Raw genomic sequence first — 17,656 nt, 5'->3', positions numbered from 1 at the left:
GACTGAAATGAGTAATTGGACTGATTTTCTGACTGATGCCGCCGGTCTGCAGGCGATTTTTGGCGATGAATTACCTACTCTGAATCAGGTCGATCTGCATGAGGTTATAATGCATAGGGATGGTCCAAGAGTGGTGCTGCGGTTTGACTTATCAGAGTTTCCATTAACCTCCCCCAAGAAATGGGTGCAGGCTGGATATAACTGCGTACAACTAAAGTTAGTGGCAATAGGAATTCGTGAATTTTTTGTTGACGGGTGGTGCTCGGAGTGCAAGTGCAATATTGTTGTTGGCTCTTGTGGCGGTTCTGTTGAACTGCGTGTTGAAAGTGAGTTGGTTAAAATAAAAATTGTTGCTGATTTTTTGGTTTTTGATGGCGTAAGTGCCTATCGAGCTACATAAAAGAAGCAGAGGGAGAGGGAAGGGGCGAATTTATTTGAGCCAAAGCAGTAACCCCGAGGGTGTAATTAGTTTTGTGTAAACGGTCATTTGGCAGGAGACTGCCTACCCCAAGGAAATCCAATGACCGAGTCAAAACCCAAGCGAGCCAAACGAGTCAAGCCTGATCCTGAGCTGGTTAAACTGGCCGACAGTCTGTTGGCCAATTACAAAAAGCCCGAAGATCTCATCGGCGAAAACGGCCTGCTCAAACAGCTCACCAAGATGCTGGTCGAGCGGGCCCTTGAAGCCGAGATGACCGAACACCTGGGGCACGACAAAAGCGCGACGATCACCAACACCGCCGCCAATGCGCGCAACGGTCACAGCGGTAAAACCCTGAAGGGCGACTTCGGCGAACTGCCGCTCGACATCCCTCGCGACCGGCAGGCGTCCTTCGAGCCGCAGTTGGTGGCCAAGCATCAAACCCGCTGGACGGGCTTCGATGACAAAGTCATCTCGCTGTACGCTCGCGGTTTGAGTGTCAGAGAAATTCAGGCGCACTTGCAGGAAATGTACGGCACCGAGGTCTCTCCCAGCCTGATCTCGGCGATTACCGACGCGGTGAGTGATGAGGTCAAACTCTGGCAGGCGCGGCCGCTGGACGCGCTGTACCCGATCCTCTATCTGGACTGCATTCACGTCAAAGTGCGCGATGCCGGCGCCGTGCGCAACAAGGCGGTTTATCTGGCCATCGGCGTCAACATGGCGGGTCACAAAGAGGTGCTGGGCTTGTGGATCGCGCAAACCGAAGGCGCCAAATTCTGGCTGCAAGTGGTGACCGAACTCAAGAATCGGGGCGTGCAGGACATCTTCATCGCCTGCGTGGACGGCCTCAAAGGCTTCCCTGAGGCGATTGAAACGGTTTACCCGAAAGCCGTCGTTCAGCTGTGCATCGTGCACATGGTGCGCAACAGTTTGAACTTCGTATCGTGGAAACGGCAGAAGGAAGTCGCGGCTGACCTCAAGCTGATTTACACCTCGGCCACCGCCGAGCTGGCTGAGCAACGGCTCTGCGAATTTGAAGCCAAATGGGACGCCGAGTACCAATCGATCAGCCTGTCATGGCGACGAAACTGGGCTCGGGTGATTCCGTTTTTTGACTATCCAGCCGAAATTCGCAAGGTGATCTACACCACCAACGCCATCGAATCGATCAACATGAGCCTGCGTAAAGTGATCAAAACGCGTGCGTCATTTCCGACCGACGAGGCGGTGATGAAGCTGTTTTATCTGGCGCTGAACAACATCAGCAAAAAGTGGACAATGCCGATCCGGGACTGGAAAGCGGCTTTGAATCGCTTCAGTATCCAGTTTGAAGATCGGCTGTTAACGGTTTAATAGAAATCCCGTTTACACAAAATCAGGGACACCCTCGTAACCCCCCCCTTTGTTTCCTTAAATAACTTGAACATCCCCCCAATCTCGTAAAATATCGCTCTTAAATTAACATAACCTTCCACAAGGACGAATTGACATGCGTGTGTTGGCTTTACTGTTGGCAATCTTATTTTTGTCGGGCTGCGCCTCGAAGCCGGATTACTACATCTCCCCCTCGCCGGTTCAGATCCCGGCGACCGCTACCTACTGGATCGATACCTTCGACGTTGAACTGATCGGCAAGAATGAGCGGTTTCTGCCGCAAGACACGTTGCGCGAGCAGCTCAGCGTTGAGCTGATCAATCAATTGTCGAGCGCTAATCGCTATGCAGCGAGCAAGGAAAGTGCCGACTACCTGCTGGATGTGAACACCGTCTACAAGCGCCGGATCGGCAACTCGAATGGCGGATTGGTGTCGATCATCGTCGACGACGATACGATCCTTGCCAGTGTCGATTTCAGTTATCAGGTCAAGGTCAAAAAGGCCGGCACCGAAGTCTTGCATTTCTCCCATGCTCGCGAGGGGCTGCAGCCTGGCGGTGCACTTGGCCAGCTTCGCAATATGAAGACGATGGTGGCGGCGCTGACTCACAAGGATAATTCGGACGTGGAGCCTTTCTATATCCGTACCTTGCCGAAATATATCGTGTCCGACATCAGGGATATTCCTTCGCGCTAGACATCCCACAGATGCGGCGGATCCGGTAATCGCATTAACCGGTTTTGCGGCTGCTGCGCAGTCGAGCGGGAGCAAACTCCCTCGCCACCGGTGTGGTTCAGCGCTTCTTTAGAGAACAGGGGACTCCCCTTTTCGATTAGTCCCCTTTTCGGTAAGGAAAGCGCCAACACGGACCCTGAGTCTGGCTGTCGGTGGTTTCCTCAATGTCGGCGGCAGCCTGTTGCACGTCGGCACCGGCACCTTCGACATTTCCACCGCCAACGTCACGGGGGCCGGCGGCTCCATCGTGACCCGTGGTGGCTTGACCCTCAACGCCGACAGTTGGACCAACAGCAGCGTGATCCAGGCCGGACGCCTGAACGTCAACGTCTACAACTTCAGCCAGCCGCCCGCGGTCAGTTGCTGGCCTCTGACAGTTTCGTCGGTAGCGGTGTCAATTGGTACAACGAAGGTTGGTTGCCAGTGATGGCAGCCTCAGCCTGAGCCTGGGCGGTGCTTACTGGGGCGCTGGTCGTCTCAGCAGCCAGGAGACCCTTGGCCTGAGCACCGCGCAAGTGAGCCTCAATAGCGTTACTTCCAGCATCGCCGGCGGTAGCGACACCAGACTCAATGTCAGCGGCCAACTGAACAACGCCGGTCGCCTGACTTTCAAAGTGAGTTTGATTGGCCGGCGCGAACATCCCTTGTTCCTCGCGCAGTGCTGCGGCGTTGCCAATACCGGAAAAAGGAATCAGCAGACGCAAAATTCTGGAAGGGCGAAAACAACATCGACCAGCAGAGCTGGCCGATGCTTGAAACGGTCGGCCAGACTTAGCCAGCGACTGGGGAACGCCAGTCATCGGAACCCGAAGTACCGGATACTTCGTGGGTCCAGGTGATTTTGCGGTAGGTGAATTGCACTTCTTCCAGGTGAGTGAAGTGCGAGTTCGACGGATCCTGGCAGTTGTGCATTTTGTTGTTGATGGCGACGATGATCGCGTCTTCAAGTTTGGTGGTGTAGTAGTGCTCTTGGGTACCTTGAGCCGAGGTGCGGTACCACTGGATAACGATTTCGCTCATGCGCTCGCCGGAGGTCAGAGCCGCCTGCAGCAGTGGCGAAGCCTTGTCGTATACCTTGGTGATCACGACTGGCTTGTGTACGCGCTGACCGGTCGGTTGGCCGGACTGCGGGTCACGCGGGATGATCACGTCGTGGCTGAACGCCTGAACCATGACCTGGTCTTCGTGACCTTCCTGGTAGGTGTTGCCAACCGAGTCGGCAGTGAACGCGCCGGCAGTGATCAGACCTTGTTTTTCGCCAGTGACGGACATATACGCTGGTGTAGCCATGGATGTGCTCCTTGCTAAAAGTGAGGGTGCCCGGGAGGCGGTATCGCCCGGTGGGTGCCTGACTGTTATCAAAATCCGTGCCAGAAACGGTTAACGCTATATAAATCAAGTGGTTGAGGTATTTTTCAGCGTTTGCTGAGAGTTTCTGGCAGAGATCGCCTGTGAATGTGCGCAAGAAGTTGCGCAGTACTGCGCAACTTCTTGCGCACTTGGCTGGAGCGCCTGACAGGCCGGGCGATCAGCGACCCGGAAAGGGCTTTCTCAGCGTTGAGTGCGCAACTTCTTGCGCATCAAGGCGGTTAGCCATCATCCGGGTGAGCAATCGTCTTATCGGCCGAAAACCTTTAGCAGAACCGCTAGGGTGACAGGTGCAACGAACAGTGCCGCCTGGAGGTCAAACTCAGCGCCAAGATGAATGAACATCTGCGAACTCAAGGAGAACGAGATGAAGATCCTGATGGTTTTAACGTCCCACGATCAATTAGGTAATACGGGTAAGAAAACCGGCTTCTGGCTGGAAGAATTCGCCGCTCCGTATTTCGCCTTCAAGGACGCCGGCGCTCAGCTGACCTTGGCCTCGCCCAAGGGCGGCCAACCACCGCTGGACCCAAAAAGCGACGAGCCGGACGCGCAAACCGCGGCCACTGAGCGCTTTCGTAAAGACTCCGCCGCCCAGTCCGCCTTGGCGTCTACCGCTCTGCTGAGCAGCGCGAGAGCTGAAGATTACGATGCGATTTTCTACCCGGGCGGCCATGGCCCACTGTGGGATTTGACCGAAGACAAAATTTCGATCGCTCTGATCGAGGCGTTTTACAAGTCGGGCAAGCCGGTCGCGGCCGTCTGCCACGCCCCCGGGGTGTTGCGTGACGTCAAGGGCGCGGACGGCCAGCCGTTGGTCAAAGGCAAGCGCGTGACGGGCTTCACCAATTCCGAAGAAGAGGCTGTGCAACTGACGGACGTCGTGCCGTTTTTGGTGGAGGACATGCTGCAGGAGAAGGGGGGTATTTATTCCAAGGAGGCGGATTGGGCGAGTTATGTGGTCACGGATGGGATGTTGATAACCGGTCAGAATCCAGCGTCGTCTGAGGCCGCCGCCGAGGCGTTGTTGGCGAAGCTGAAATAAGATCAAAAGATCGTCCGTAAGCAGCCCGAGGCTTCGGACGATCTTTTTGAGGCGTTAACGTTTAATCGTCCAATGCGGCGAAACATTCCTCGATCGAGCGCCGCTGCGTCTCGGCATACAACGCCAGCTCATCAATCGTCGATCGCCCCAGGGCCTTCTCGAACACCTGTCGGTTCGAATGCACGCCATAGTGGGTTTGCGCCGCATCCCCCAGGTTCGACTGAAAAATTCCCGCTGCGCTAACCGGCAGGAAATCTTCGTACACCAACGGTTCAACCTGCAAATACCCGCCGCTGAGCAGATCTTCCAGCGTCAACGATTTCAGCTCATCGGCCCCCAAACCTTTTTCCGTGACGAAGTAGCGAAAGTACGCCAGTTCCTGTTGGCGCATGCCTTCGTAGGTGTCAGGAAATTCGCTGAAGTGCTGTGCCATCAGCGCGTTGTAACGTGCGGCATTGCCCTCATTGGGGAAATCCTTGAGTTCGTCCCGGGCCGCATTGAGCAAGCGGTCGTAAAGCGTCCGGCCCTTGGGGGTGAGTGCGGCACCGCGTTGCTCGATTTCGCCGAAACGGGCGCTGTGGCTGCCGCGAGTCTCGGTTTGATCGGTGAAGGAGACAGGTTCGTCCAGGGCTTTGAAACTGGTCTGGCGCAGCAGGATCGGGCACTGACGGCGGGGCGGGCCTTCGATCACCGCTTTGGGGGTGATGCCGTGGGCGGGCATTTGCGCCTGGACGATGTCGATGTCCAGGGTGCGCGGCGTCAGGTGGTTGATATGCGGGCCTGTGAACGCCACCACGTCGGCGATCAGGCGATGCTGGGCGCTGAGTTTGCGGTACTGCTCGGCGGTAACGGTGGCGGTGTGGTGCCAGCGAAACGTTTCCAGCGCCTGCTCGACGAAGTTCCGGGCTTCTTGTTCGGTGAGGCCGCCCTGGGTTTCGGCGCGATCGATGAGGGCCAGCGCGGTGGGCGTGAAGATCGAACGCTTATCCAGCACCGATTGGGCGAACGCTCGCAGTTCCAGGTCGTCGATCAGTTCCAGGCGCAGCAGGGAGGTGAAGACCCGGAACGGGCTGACCTGCAACGCCGCCTCATGCACCGCGCGAAAAGCCGTGGAATGCACCGGCACGCCGGCCGGAGTCAGGTCGTAATAACCCACCGGCTGCATGCCCATCACCGCAAACAGCCGGGCGAGGGTCGCCAGTTCATCGGCAGTGCCGACGCGGATCGCGCCATGCCGCTCCAGGTCCAGGCGCTGGATTTCGCCGGTGCTGTCCAACTGTCGGGCGATCTGCGGGTTGCTGTCCAGCACGTGATGGTTGGTCTGTTCCACCAGTTCCATCAGCTTGCCGTACAGCGGCACTTCTTCGCGGTACATGTCGGACATCGCTTTGGAGAAGCGTTGGCGGATCAGGTCAGGGCTGACGAAGTTCGGGTGGTTCATGAACAAATTCCTGGTGCGGTGACGTAAAGGATGCGGGAAAAGATCGCAGCCTTGCGCGGCGCCGACAAACGAAGAATCTTACGAACTTCATTCTGCAAAGGACTGCTGGTTCAGTGCAGCCGCTGATCCTGGGGGCTTTCCGAGCGCAGCGATGCCAAAAACTCCAGATATAACCGTGCCGTGTTCGTGGGCTGTTCCACCATCGGCATATGACCGGTGTGGTCCCAGACTTCCACTCGCAGATCAGCGATGCCTTTGCTCCAGATCGCCACGCTGCTGACATCGATCAAGCGGTCCTTGTGCCCCCACAGCAACAGCGCCTGGCACTTGATGTCGGGCAGTTTCGGCTCCATCGGCGGGCTGGCGCGCAAGTCTTTGAAGATTTCTTCCAGCTCCTCGCATTGCTGTTCATAGCGCTGGGCGATGGCGTCCAGTACCACCTTGGGCACCCACGGTGGTTCGGCCATGGTCATGGCGTAGAAACGCTGGAATTCTTCCCGTGAATGAATAAGGAACGGGTTGTGGCCCTTGGCCAAATGTCGCTCCAGGTCGCTGACTTCGGGGGCGGTGACGCCCGCCGGGTCGATCAGGGCGACCGAAACAATGCGATCGGGATACGTGGCCGCGAGCCACGCCGCCATGTAACCGCCCATCGAGTTGCCGATCACATGGACTTTCTCGACGCCGCAGACATCGAGCAACTGGATCATCCGCTTGGCCTGCAAAGGAATGTCGTAGCCGCCACCCGCCTTGAAGCCGGTTTCGCCATGGCCGGCGATGTCGGGGATGATCACCCGATAGCTGCCGACAAAGTGCCGGGCAAAACGCAGCCAGATGTTCTTGTCGGCGCTGAAACCGTGGAGCATCAGCACACTGCTGGACGCTTCGTACGGCCCGCCTTGCCAGGTCGAAACGGTCATTTCGGCGATCGGCACAACAATTTTGTGCAGTCGATACAGCTTCGCCTCTATCGACATGCTCAAGTCATAGAGCCAATGACCGATGGCCGGGTAACTCAACCAGCTCCAGGCCACGAAAACTGCGATTGCGACAACCAACACAAGCATCAGGCATCTTCCTTCTACGTGATCAGGACAGAATGTGATCGGCGGGTTTCAGCGCCCGGGTCAACCGGTGATAGCTGAAACTGAACCCCGGAAACATCGCAATCACATGGCCGCTCTTGCTTTGATACCAACTGTGGCAGCCCCCGGACTTCCATACGGTGCGTTCCATCTCCCGGTGGATCATTTCAGTGTAGGTACGTTCTGCTTCGGGGCGTACTTCGATGCTGCGCAAACCGTGTTCTTTTAACGTGCGGATGCAATCAAGAATGTAATTCATCTGTGATTCGATGATGAACAACGCCGAGGTGTGGCCGATGCCCGTGTTGGGGCCGGTGACGATGAACAGATTGGGGAAGTCCGGCAGGCTGGTGCCGAGATAGGCCCGCGGGTACTGCGCCCAGAAATCGCTGAGTTGCTTGCCGTTTTTTCCGGTGACCGGGTAAGAAATCACCCCATCGGTGGCGTCGTAACCGGTGGACCAGACGATCAGGTCCAGGTCGATGTGTTGGCCGTCCTGGGTGACGATGCCGGTTTCGTCGATGGAAACGATGCCTTGCTCGCGGCTGTGTAGCGTCACATTACTGCGACCGAGTGCCGGGTACAGGGTGCTCGAGACGATTATCCGTTTGCAGCCGATTGCGTAATCCGGCGTCAGTTTTCGCCTCAGTTCCGGATCGGGCACTTGCCGTTTGAGAACGCGCAGTGCGTGTTGCTGGACCAAACGGATTGCCGGCCGTGAGTATTTGAAGGCAATCACTCGGGTTTCGAACTGCCAGTAGATCATCCAGCGCAACAGCTTGTAGGCGGGTTTGAGTCCCAGCAACCAACGCTGGACAGGCCCGAAGGCGCGGTCGGCTCGAGGCAATACCCAGTGGGGCGTGCGCTGGAACACATGCAGATGCTCGACGTCCGGGGCAATCGTCGGAATCACCTGGGCCGCGCTGGCGCCGCTGCCAACGATGGCCACGCGTTTTTGCCGGTAATCGTAGGCGTGGTCCCAGTTGTTGGTGTGAAAGGTCTTGCCCTGAAACCGCTCCTGGCCGTCGAAGTGCGGGATCACGGGTTGGCTCAACGGCCCTGTGGCGTTGATCAGGAACTGCGCATGAAACGTGCCTTTGCTGACGGTGTGCACCGCCCAGCGTTTGCCATCGTCGTCCCATTCGATGCGCTCGACATTGGCCTGCAGTTCCAACTTGTCTCGCAGGCCGAAGTGTTCCACCACGTACTGGGTGTAGTGGTGCAGTTCGGCCTGTTCGGCGAACATTTGCGTCCAGCGGTAGGGCGCGAAGGACAGCGAATAAAGCGGCGAGGGCACGTCGACCGCGGCACCTGGGTAGGTGTTTTGGCACCAGGTGCCGCCGAAAAAGTCCCGCCGTTCCAGCAGGCGGAAATCGCTGATGCCTGCCTTGAGCAAATTGATCGCCGCGCACTGGCCGCCAAAACCGCTGCCGATGATCAACACTTGAAAGGTTTGCATGGGCCTCCTTTTTTATCGTTAATGATCGAACCCTCCTTTCATGTATAGCCAAACATTGGGCGCCCGCCTCATGGCTATGCCTGGGTATTCAGACCGCCAGCCGGTGATGGCTATTTGCCGTTGCCCTGATAGACTCTCACCACACTTGAAACCCTGTGTTTCAGGTTCCGTTCTGTGGCGCAGAGGCTCCTATGGGAAAAACGGGAGGAAAAGGACTTTCACTGGCCAGGAGGCTTTATACATCGCGAATCCTGGGATTAGCTTTGGGGCTGTTGCTCGTGAGCGCGGCGATGTATCCACTCAACCCTGCACCGTGGGTCTGGGTGGCGATGCTGCTCAACGCCGTACTCTGGCCGCACCTGGCTTATCAATGGGCGCGCCGCGCGCAAGTGCCTTATCACGCCGAACACCGCAACCTGCTGGTGGACGCCTTTCTCGGCGGCTTTTGGGTCGCTGCCATGCAGTTCAATCCGCTTCCCGGCGCGACGACCCTGGCCATGATGGCGATGAACAATGTGGCCATTGGCGGTTTGCGTTTCCTGTTGGCGGGAACCGTGGCGCAGATGCTCGGGATAGGTGTCGGACTGCTGATTTTCACCCCCGCATTTATCCCGCAAACCAGCCAAATGCAGCTGTATGCCTGCCTACCCTTAATGTGTTTGTATCCGCTGGCATTGGGCTGGATCTGCTTCCGCCAGGCCCACACCCTCGGCCGCCAAAAGCGTGAGTTGCTGGCCCTGAGCCGCACCGACAGCCTCACCGGCCTGCTGAACCACGGCGCCTGGAAGGATCAACTGGAAGTCGAATTCCAGCGTTGCAAACGTCAGCAGCAGGGCGGGGCGATTGCGCTGATCGACATCGACCATTTCAAAACCATCAACGACACGTACGGCCACGTTGCCGGGGACATCGTCCTGCGTCAGTTGAGCAAAATGCTCAAGCAGAACCTGCGCGCGGCTGATGTTGCCGGGCGCTACGGTGGCGACGAGTTCTGCGTGATCCTCCCGGACCTTCCGCTCACGAGCGCTGCGGTCGTCATGGATGCCCTGCGTGATCGCTTCGCCACCTTGGGCTACGAGCAGAGCCCGACGCTGAAAGTCAGCCTGAGCATTGGCCTGGCCGCCTTCGACCCGGCCCACACCGACGCGACCCTGTGGCTCAACGACGCCGACCAGGCGCTCTACGAAGCCAAAGCCACCGGTCGTAACCGCGTCATCTGCTGCGGCGATGGCAATCTTCATCACGAATTACTCGATTCGGTGTGAAACGTGATGTGATCGTTCCCACGCAGAGCGTGGGAGCGATCAACTTGTGGCGCACAACTTTCCAAGACGTTTCCTACGACGTACCCTGTTGCCGCGTTTCGGCATCGACCCCTATAGTTCGGGCTCGCGGAAAACACCGCGAGCGACCTTGGCCGGTCGGTCACCCCAAACGCATCAGCGTCATTGTTTAGACCTTTTTATGTCTGAGCATCGTGTTATGGCAGCTGTGCGCGGGACACCCTCGGGTGTGCCGGATGTGGGTGTGCCGGTCGGCCAACCCGCACACAGCTGCCACCTTATTCGCTTGGCCGCGAACGGTGGTTGCTCTATTTGGAGTTACACCCATGTTCGACCAAGTCATGCCCCGTTACCTCCCCATCGACACCTACGACGCCGAAACCCCGGTGCTCTTCATCAACACCCACAAAGAACTCAGCGACATCGCCGCTTGCGCTGCGCATCGCTTCACCGTGGTTCGTGATCTGGCGGACACCTTGTCCAGCCTGAACCTCAAAGACATTTCCGATTGCGATCTGACGCGCGTTACCCGGGCGGTTCATCTGTTGATGCGTGAAGGCTGCGCGATGCTGGATGTGGTTCAGGCGCGGGCGTTGCAGCGGGAGGTGGAGTTCAAGACTCCGGCCTGACAGGCGAGTGAGTTCTGTGTCGAGGGCGCAAGCTCCCTCGGCACAGGCAAAACACTCTGGCCATCATTACTCTTTAACACTCATAAACTCTTCCGCCCAACGGATGTATTCCTCAGGCTGCGTATAGGTGTGGGTCAACTCGGTAGCGCTCAGGTCCGACGCCTGAGTAAAGATCTGCCGTTGTTCCCGCAGGCTGTCGTAAGTGGCCTTGATCGCGGCGAAGTAGGCGCCGTGACCATCGATAGTGACCCGCACGCCAAGTTCGGCCAGACGTTTATCGTCACGCAACAGTGGATTGCCGTAGGTGACCAGCATCAGCGGCACGCTCAGGTGCTCGGCGATCTGTTCCAGTTGGTCAAAGTCCTGCACACCCACCATGCAAATCCCGTCCGCACCGGCCTGTTGGTAGTGCTTTGTGCGGCTGATAATTTCCTGGATCGGCAAAATCCCCGCGTTGGTGCGGGCAATGATCGCCATCTCCGAGTCGACCCGGGCTTCCAGCGCCGCGCGAATCTTGCCGACGCCTTCCGCCACCCCGATCAGGTCGGTGGACTTGCGGCCGAACTGGGCCGGCAGCAGCGTGTCTTCGATGGTCAGGGCCGCCACACCGGCGCGTTCGAGTTCGACGATGGTGCGCATGACATTGAGCGCGTTGCCGTAGCCGTGGTCGGCGTCGGCGATGACCGGCAACTGGGCAACACGGCCGATGCGGGTGGCCTGCTCAGCGAACTCGCTGAGGGTGATCAAGGCAAAGTCGGGTGCGCCCAGTACCTGCAACGACGCAACCGAACCGCCCAGGATCCCCACTTCGAAACCCAGGTCAGCAGCAATACGGGCCGACATCGGGTCGAAGACCGACGCCGTGTGATAGCAGGCGTTGGAAGCGAACAGCTCGCGAAAGTTACGGCGTAAATCCTGATGAGAAAGCCTGGACATATGAGTTCCACCACTGCAATGGGAATGGAAGGGCTTGAGCAAAAGTGTCAACGCCGAAGGAGTAAAAGGCTATCACGCGGGCGAGGGAAGGATGATGACGAATTTGTAGAGGCCTGCAGTTGATCGCTGAGCGATACCTCTTGGCGAAAAAAAGGCTGCAGACCTTGTCAGTCTGCAGCCTTGGCAGTGCGCTTAAAAAGAGAGCGATTTCAGCCTTGGGCCGGCACGCCCCAGATTTTCTTGATCTCGTGGATATTACCCACGTTATAACGAGGCATGAAGTTGGAGCATGGAGCTACCGACGTTGTCTTGACCGGCGTGTTGATTACGTTGGTTCCAGCGCACAGAAGCGGAGTTTCGTTCCAGTTGTTCATTGGCTTGTTCATAATGATTTCCTTTTAAAGATTAGTGGGGTAGCCAATGGCTACTCGCCTTGAAGCAGTGACAGCGTGCTTTCAAAGAATGCTGTTTCCTGCATAGCAATACCGGGGTAAGTCGGTACATGGTTTTCGTCGAAGCACCAAGCTTCTTCGGTTATATCCGATCGTTGAGGATGAATAAGTAAACTCAACGATGCGGACATTGTTCTGGGTGGAAGTTGTTTATGTATTTCCTTTAGTGGGAGCATGTGCAGAACCTCTCCGGGTGCTAGTTTAAGTACGCGCTCTTCACTGAGTGCTGGTCTGGCACCGGTTTGTATTGGTGTATTGTCAAGTATCTTTCGTGTGACAGTTGTGTACCCATCGCCGCTATAACCCACGGCATAGATTTCAAAGTCGTGTGTGTGGTTTAGATCATAGATGAACGTTTCACTTTCGTCTTGTGACGTGACCGGAGACCAGAAGCCCAGGCGAACTGTAAACATATCATTGTAGGCCAGTACAAAAGCATAAGAACTGTAGAGGCTGTTATTAGTACTAAACCCTTCTCGCTGAATAGTGGTGTAAAGGTGCTCGCTCAGCAACGTTCGATTTGTAGCCAGTTGACGCAAATCTTCTATGATTTTTGGCTTGTCTCGCTCAAGGTCGTAAGTTGTCATACGCTCAATAAACGCCTCCAGTTTCATGCCGCCTCACTTTGCTCGTCGAGTAAATGGTTCAGGCGACTGTTTTGCAGTTTTCTCAACAGCGGCACGTAATGCAGTGCGGCCTGCGGATCGGTTTGCTGAATCAACTGAAACGCTTTCCATGCAACGGCAGGGTGGTAGTGATAAACCAGTTCTTCGGCCACTTTTCCGGCCTCGGGATCTTGTGCGGCTTCAAGTAACTCAAGGCTCACCAGGTAACGGGCGGCGCTATCGTCATGAGGGAACCAGGCGATTTTGCGCAATGAGGTGCGATCAAATACACCAATGTCTGCACTCCTGTCTGGCAGGTTGATGCTGCCGATAAATGCCGCATGCCCGGTGCCCATTGGATTGCTGTCGAACAGGACCTTTGAGCCATCAATGAACAATGGGTTGTCGGCGTCGATGATGATCTGCTTCCCGAGTTTCAGGTGGTTATCCTGTACCGCATAAAGCTGAACGGGAAATGATTGATCGTTGATGGCGAACAAAATACTGTTCCCTGGAACGGTGTAGAGCAACTGTGATGCGGGTGCGCTGTCAGGTGCCTTGAGGCTGATATTTCCACTTTCGTTGCAGTGCAGTAGCAATGTTCCGGTATGGATGTTCGTTAACTTCATGATCGCAGCGGATTGAGAAACGGCATGGGGGCGTACGGTGTCTTCGCGCACCTTGCTGACCAGTTTATTAATGTCGGAGGTGATGTCGAAGGTTTTGATAGTGGTCATAAGTCGGGCTGGCGATAAATCGGCGTTTAAAAGTGTCTCGATCATGAAGGGCTCTGCTTTTTATTTTTTGAGGTTGGACAACTATTAGTCGGGGTGCGCAGTCAGTGCTGGTTTTTCGCGCTAGTTAAGTTTTTAATGTCGTTGTGAGGTTTTTGGTAAAAAAGAATGCGGGTCTCAGTGTTGATCATATGAAAAATATAAAATGCGGTATTGGTTATTTTTATGGGTTGTATGGTTAATTCGTTTCGTGTGGCCGGTTGATGTTTTGGAGTATGGAGGGGGCGATTTTTAAAGGCAATTAGGTAGTTGTTAGTTAATGTTGTTAGTTGTCAGCGGATATTTTTGGAGAATGCAGATTGCAGCTCCATGCACCGCTTGCGCAGTGGCTGGCCATTAGCGGTAGTTCGAGAGAGGCGCTTCAGAATACGGTGATCGTAGTTGAACCTATACTGGCTCGATCCGTTTCAAACTGGAGTGAATCACGCCGCAACAGCTTGATGCTGTTGATTGAGCAACGGCACGGCGCGTACCGAGTTGCCGGGTTGCAGTTGCAGGCGTTTGGCGGTGAGGCGGTCGACAATCAGGCTGTTGCCCACCTGTCTGGCCTGGGCGGCGGTGATGCGGCAGTTTTCCAGGCGACGGTTGTGGATCATCCACACCGGGGCCTGCTCGTCGGGCGTGCCGATGGCCAGCACCAGCGGTTGGCTGTCGCGCACGGTACGGATAGTCGAGACCGGGGCTTCGATCACCGGGCCGGCGTCGAAGATGTCGATGTAACCCTTATGGGCAAAGCCTTCGGCGGTGAGGATTTTCAGGGCCGGCTCGGTGTTCGGGTGCGCCTTGCCAATCACGGCTTGAGCCTGTTCGGTGAGCAGACAGGTGTAAAGCGGCTGGCGCGGCATCAGTTCAGCGATGAACGACTTGCTGCCCAGCCCCGACAAGTGATCGGCATGGCTGAAATCCATTTTGAAGAAGTGCCGGCCCAGACTGTCCCAGAACGGTGAACAGCCTTTTTCGTCTGCGCTGCCACGCAGTTCGGCAATGAGTTTATCGCCGAACAGGTGCGGAAATTCGGCAACAAACAGCAAACGCCCCAACGACAGCAATCGACCATTACTGCCCCGGCGTTGATCGGGTCGCAGAAACAGCGAGCAAATCTCCGATTGGCCGGTCATTTCATTATTCAGGAACAACGTCGGAATCTGCCGTTGAATACCCAGGTCCGGTGACGAACTGACCGTGAGCCCGACCCGGTAGTTGTACCAGGGCTCGCGCAGGCCCACGGCGCCCGCCAGGCCGCTGACGCCCACCAGTTGCTGATCGTCGTCTTCGAGCACGAAGAGGTAATCGGCATCGGCGCGTTCGACCTGTTCGGCGAAGGTTCGTTGCGCCCAGCGTATCCGGTGGGTCAGGCGTTCTTCGTTGGCCGGCAGGGTTGTGAAGCCGGGGCCTGCCTGGTGCACCAGATTCAGCAAGGCGGGCAGGTCGGTGACGTGAACCGGGCGGACAATCATGATGCAACTCCTTCTGCACGCCTGCTCGGGCGCTGTCGTTGGGCACGGGGCCGGGTGATGCTCACAGGGCGATCAACCGGATCGGGCAGCCTTCGGTCACGTTCAGGGCGGCGCACATCTCGGCGCTCAACCCCACAGGTTCCCCGGTCTGGTAATCCAGATCGGCGACGATGGCGCGATAGTCTGTCAGCGAATCGTTGCTGACCAGAAAGCTGCCGCGTGCGTCGATGGACAAATCCAACCGAGCCGTGCCGGTCTGGCTCTGGGCGATAGAGCGGATACCCGGGGTGCGCGCATACAGCGTCGGACCACCGTCGAACAGGTCAATGTAGCTGTTGGTCTCGAACCCTTCGCGCTCGAGGATATCGAAGGCCTCCTGGCCATCGGGGTGAATACGGCCGATGCAGTCCTGCGCAGCCTGGGGCAGCATCGGCACGTAGATCGGGTATTGCGGCATCAGTTCGGCGAGAAAGGTTCGGCTCTCCAGACCGCAAAGCCGCTCGGCCTCGGCGTAGGGCAGGTCGAAGAAATGCTTTCCCACTGCGTCCCAGAACGGCGATTGCTCTTCATCGCTGCTGAAGCCGACGATCTCGGTGATGACGGCTTCGGCAAAGCGCCGCGAGTGCGCGGCGATGAACAATAGCCGCGCCCGGGACAGCAGTTCAGAGAACCGTGTTCGTACCAGCGCTGCGTCAATATGAAAACCTCGCAGCAAGGTATGGCCACTGAGGTCGTGACACAACGACAGTGCCGGCACGCCGTGCTCGATGTTCAGCTCCCGCGAGGCACTGGTGAAATGCCGGTTGCGCAGGCTGTAGAACGGCTCGCTGAAACCGGCGGTGGCAAGGATCTCCGAGCAGCCCACCAAACGCTCTCGGGTGAGATCTTCCAGCACGAAGAAATAATTCTCCGGACCCTGACCCTCAACGTCTTTTTCGAATGAGGCGCAGGAGTCGAGAATCTTCTCGCGCAGGCATTCGGTGTCGTCCGGCAAGGACGTGACGCCTACCAGACTGTCGCGAGCCAGTTGCTGCAACTGGGGCAGGTCGGTTAACTCGACTGGGCGTAAGACCAGCATGGATGCACTCCTGTATCAAAGGGTTCGGCGGTTAGCACCGAACCTGACTATCACTGTCGGTTTCCACGCGATATGTCGGCGGTCGCCTGAATTTTTGTCAGACGCCGCTCTTTTTCTTGTCAGCCGTTGCTCGGGTCGGGCAGTACCGTACCGGTGCCCAATTTGTTGAGTACAAACAGGTAGACCAGGCCCAGGGCAATCCAGATCAGGCCGAGTTTCTGTGCATCGACGCCCATGTTGTACATGATGGCCGCGACGATGATGAAGCCGATCACCGGGCAGATCAGGTGACGGATCACCTGTCCGGATTTCTGCCGACGCCAGTAGTAGTTGATGACCGTCAGGTGCAGCAACATGAAGCCGCTCAGTGCGCCGAAGTTCACCAGCGAGGTGAGGGTGTCCACCGAGTTGATGAACAGGTAGCAGATCACCAGCGACAGCACGGCCACCAGATAAATGCTCACGTACGGCGTGTTGTGTTTGGGGTGAACCTTGGCCAGTACTTTCGGCAGCTTGCCGTCTCGGGCCATGCCGAACAGCAGACGAGACACCGCCGCTTGAGAGGTGATTGCCACCGCAACGCCCCAGGCCAGGGCCGTAGCCACGGCGGTCAGGGTGGCGAGCCAGCTGCCGGCTGCGATTTCAGCGATTTCATAAAACGCCGTGTCAGCTGATTTGAAACCCATGCCGGCCGCCAGATCCGTCGCAATCCAGGTCTGCACGACAAAGATCACGCCCATGACCACCAGCGTTATCAGCGCGGCCTTACCGACGCTGCGGCCCGGGTCACCCTTGACCTCTTCGGCGAGGGTGGAAATCGCATCGAACCCGAGGAACGACAGCACCGCAATCGACACCGCTTGCATCAGCAGGGCGAAGTTGAACGTCTCGGGGTTATACAGCGGCGCCAGTGTCAGCTGACCGTTACCGCCGCCGCTGTGCAGCGCGTTCCAGGCGTAGAACAGGAAGATTCCCAGCACCACCAGCTGCGCCAGCAGAAAGATGATGTTCATTCGCGCGGTGAAAGTGATGCCCCGCAGATTGACGAAGGTCGCGCTGACCAGGAAGGCCAGGATGAAACCGACCTTCGGAATGTCCGGGTACAAATGATTCAGCGCCATGGCCGCGTACACATACAACAGCGGCGGAATCAGCAGGTAATCGAGGAGCATTAGCCAACCGGCGATAAACCCTACGTGCTGGTTCAGGCCCCGCTGGGCGTAGGAGTAAACCGAGCCAGCAATCGGAAAGGCCCGAGCCATGCTGCCGTAACTCAGGGCAGTGAAGAGCATCGCCACCATGCCGATGATGTAGGCCAGCGGTACCAGCCCCGGTGCCTCGGCGTTGACGTAGCCATAAACACCAAACGGTGCGATGGGGATCATGAAGATCATCCCGTACACCACCAGGTCGGTCAGCGACAAGCTGCGTTTCAATTCTTGCTTATAGCCGAATTCTTCTAATTCCATGAAGCCATTCTCCTAGGGATG

At 57.0% G+C, this 17,656-nt stretch carries 17 protein-coding genes and 1 pseudogene; 7 read left to right on the top strand and 11 right to left on the bottom strand.

The features are described from left to right. Window positions 1–7 precede the first annotated feature (7 nt). The 4 genes and pseudogenes from ACYZTU_RS18470 to ACYZTU_RS18455 all read left to right on the top strand — a co-directional run. The gene (locus ACYZTU_RS18470) at window positions 8–400 is read left to right on the top strand and encodes an Imm50 family immunity protein (protein WP_461964637.1); all 393 of its coding nucleotides are present in this window, start codon (window positions 8–10) and stop codon (window positions 398–400) included. A gap of 120 nt (window positions 401–520) precedes the next feature. Beyond that, on the top strand, window positions 521–1,777 hold the full coding sequence (locus ACYZTU_RS18465; protein WP_461964636.1) for an IS256 family transposase: 1,257 nt from the start codon (window positions 521–523) through the stop codon (window positions 1,775–1,777). A 136-nt stretch (window positions 1,778–1,913) separates the two neighbouring features. Continuing rightward, on the top strand, window positions 1,914–2,495 hold the full coding sequence (locus ACYZTU_RS18460) for a hypothetical protein (protein ID WP_461964635.1): 582 nt from the start codon (window positions 1,914–1,916) through the stop codon (window positions 2,493–2,495). A gap of 129 nt (window positions 2,496–2,624) precedes the next feature. Continuing rightward, a pseudogene (locus ACYZTU_RS18455) lies at window positions 2,625–3,268 on the top strand (hypothetical protein); the annotation flags it as partial. Window positions 3,269–3,305: 37 nt separating this feature from the next. On the opposite strand, the gene ACYZTU_RS18450 reads toward ACYZTU_RS18455, so the two are convergent. Beyond that, window positions 3,306–3,824: an Hcp family type VI secretion system effector gene (locus ACYZTU_RS18450; protein ID WP_461964634.1), complete on the bottom strand. Its 519-nt coding sequence runs from the start codon at window positions 3,822–3,824 to the stop codon at window positions 3,306–3,308. A 445-nt stretch (window positions 3,825–4,269) separates the two neighbouring features. Between ACYZTU_RS18450 and ACYZTU_RS18445 the strand changes: the two genes are divergently transcribed. Further along, complete coding sequence (locus tag ACYZTU_RS18445) at window positions 4,270–4,947, top strand: type 1 glutamine amidotransferase domain-containing protein (protein ID WP_461964633.1); 678 nt, start codon at window positions 4,270–4,272, stop codon at window positions 4,945–4,947. 61 nt (window positions 4,948–5,008) lie between these two features. Here the strand turns inward: ACYZTU_RS18445 and hglS are convergent, their stop codons facing one another. From hglS to ACYZTU_RS18430, 3 genes are all read right to left on the bottom strand, one after another. Beyond that, window positions 5,009–6,388 carry a 2-oxoadipate dioxygenase/decarboxylase HglS gene (gene hglS / locus ACYZTU_RS18440; protein WP_461964632.1) on the bottom strand — a complete coding sequence of 460 codons (1,380 nt, stop codon included), beginning with the start codon at window positions 6,386–6,388 and terminating at the stop codon, window positions 5,009–5,011. A gap of 110 nt (window positions 6,389–6,498) precedes the next feature. Continuing rightward, entirely contained in the window at window positions 6,499–7,455 is a 957-nt protein-coding gene (locus tag ACYZTU_RS18435) for an alpha/beta fold hydrolase (RefSeq protein WP_461964631.1), read from the bottom strand. 22 nt (window positions 7,456–7,477) lie between these two features. Further along, window positions 7,478–8,932 carry a flavin-containing monooxygenase gene (locus ACYZTU_RS18430; protein ID WP_461964630.1) on the bottom strand — a complete coding sequence of 485 codons (1,455 nt, stop codon included), beginning with the start codon at window positions 8,930–8,932 and terminating at the stop codon, window positions 7,478–7,480. 191 nt (window positions 8,933–9,123) lie between these two features. On the opposite strand from ACYZTU_RS18430, the gene ACYZTU_RS18425 reads away from it, so the two are divergent. After that, window positions 9,124–10,197, top strand: coding sequence for a diguanylate cyclase (locus ACYZTU_RS18425; protein WP_461964629.1), 1,074 nt, complete (start codon window positions 9,124–9,126; stop codon window positions 10,195–10,197). Window positions 10,198–10,541: 344 nt separating this feature from the next. After that, a complete protein-coding gene (locus tag ACYZTU_RS18420) occupies window positions 10,542–10,844 on the top strand; it encodes a hypothetical protein (protein WP_449645534.1) in 303 nt (100 codons plus the stop codon). Window positions 10,845–10,910: 66 nt separating this feature from the next. On the opposite strand, the gene ACYZTU_RS18415 is transcribed toward ACYZTU_RS18420, so the two are convergent. From ACYZTU_RS18415 to ACYZTU_RS18385, 7 genes are all read right to left on the bottom strand, one after another. Then, the gene (locus ACYZTU_RS18415) at window positions 10,911–11,780 is read right to left on the bottom strand and encodes an isocitrate lyase/PEP mutase family protein (protein ID WP_449645535.1); all 870 of its coding nucleotides are present in this window, start codon (window positions 11,778–11,780) and stop codon (window positions 10,911–10,913) included. Window positions 11,781–11,989: 209 nt separating this feature from the next. Next, the gene (locus tag ACYZTU_RS18410) at window positions 11,990–12,166 is read right to left on the bottom strand and encodes a hypothetical protein (RefSeq protein WP_461964628.1); all 177 of its coding nucleotides are present in this window, start codon (window positions 12,164–12,166) and stop codon (window positions 11,990–11,992) included. Window positions 12,167–12,204: 38 nt separating this feature from the next. Then, the gene (locus tag ACYZTU_RS18405) at window positions 12,205–12,846 is read right to left on the bottom strand and encodes a transposase (protein WP_461964627.1); all 642 of its coding nucleotides are present in this window, start codon (window positions 12,844–12,846) and stop codon (window positions 12,205–12,207) included. Further along, window positions 12,843–13,619: a hypothetical protein gene (locus ACYZTU_RS18400; protein ID WP_461964626.1), complete on the bottom strand. Its 777-nt coding sequence runs from the start codon at window positions 13,617–13,619 to the stop codon at window positions 12,843–12,845. The genes ACYZTU_RS18405 and ACYZTU_RS18400 overlap by 4 nt, the downstream gene beginning before the upstream one ends. Window positions 13,620–14,053: 434 nt before the next feature. After that, window positions 14,054–15,088 carry an arginine N-succinyltransferase gene (astA, locus tag ACYZTU_RS18395; protein ID WP_461964625.1) on the bottom strand — a complete coding sequence of 345 codons (1,035 nt, stop codon included), beginning with the start codon at window positions 15,086–15,088 and terminating at the stop codon, window positions 14,054–14,056. A gap of 61 nt (window positions 15,089–15,149) precedes the next feature. Further along, window positions 15,150–16,166 carry an arginine N-succinyltransferase gene (locus ACYZTU_RS18390; protein ID WP_282382185.1) on the bottom strand — a complete coding sequence of 339 codons (1,017 nt, stop codon included), beginning with the start codon at window positions 16,164–16,166 and terminating at the stop codon, window positions 15,150–15,152. A gap of 119 nt (window positions 16,167–16,285) precedes the next feature. Further along, window positions 16,286–17,635, bottom strand: coding sequence for an APC family permease (locus ACYZTU_RS18385; protein WP_282382188.1), 1,350 nt, complete (start codon window positions 17,633–17,635; stop codon window positions 16,286–16,288). Window positions 17,636–17,656: the final 21 nt, after the last annotated feature.

It is taken from the genome of Pseudomonas sp. HLT2-19-2 (assembly GCF_054898005.1).
This window is presented reverse-complemented; position numbering and strand designations above follow the sequence as displayed.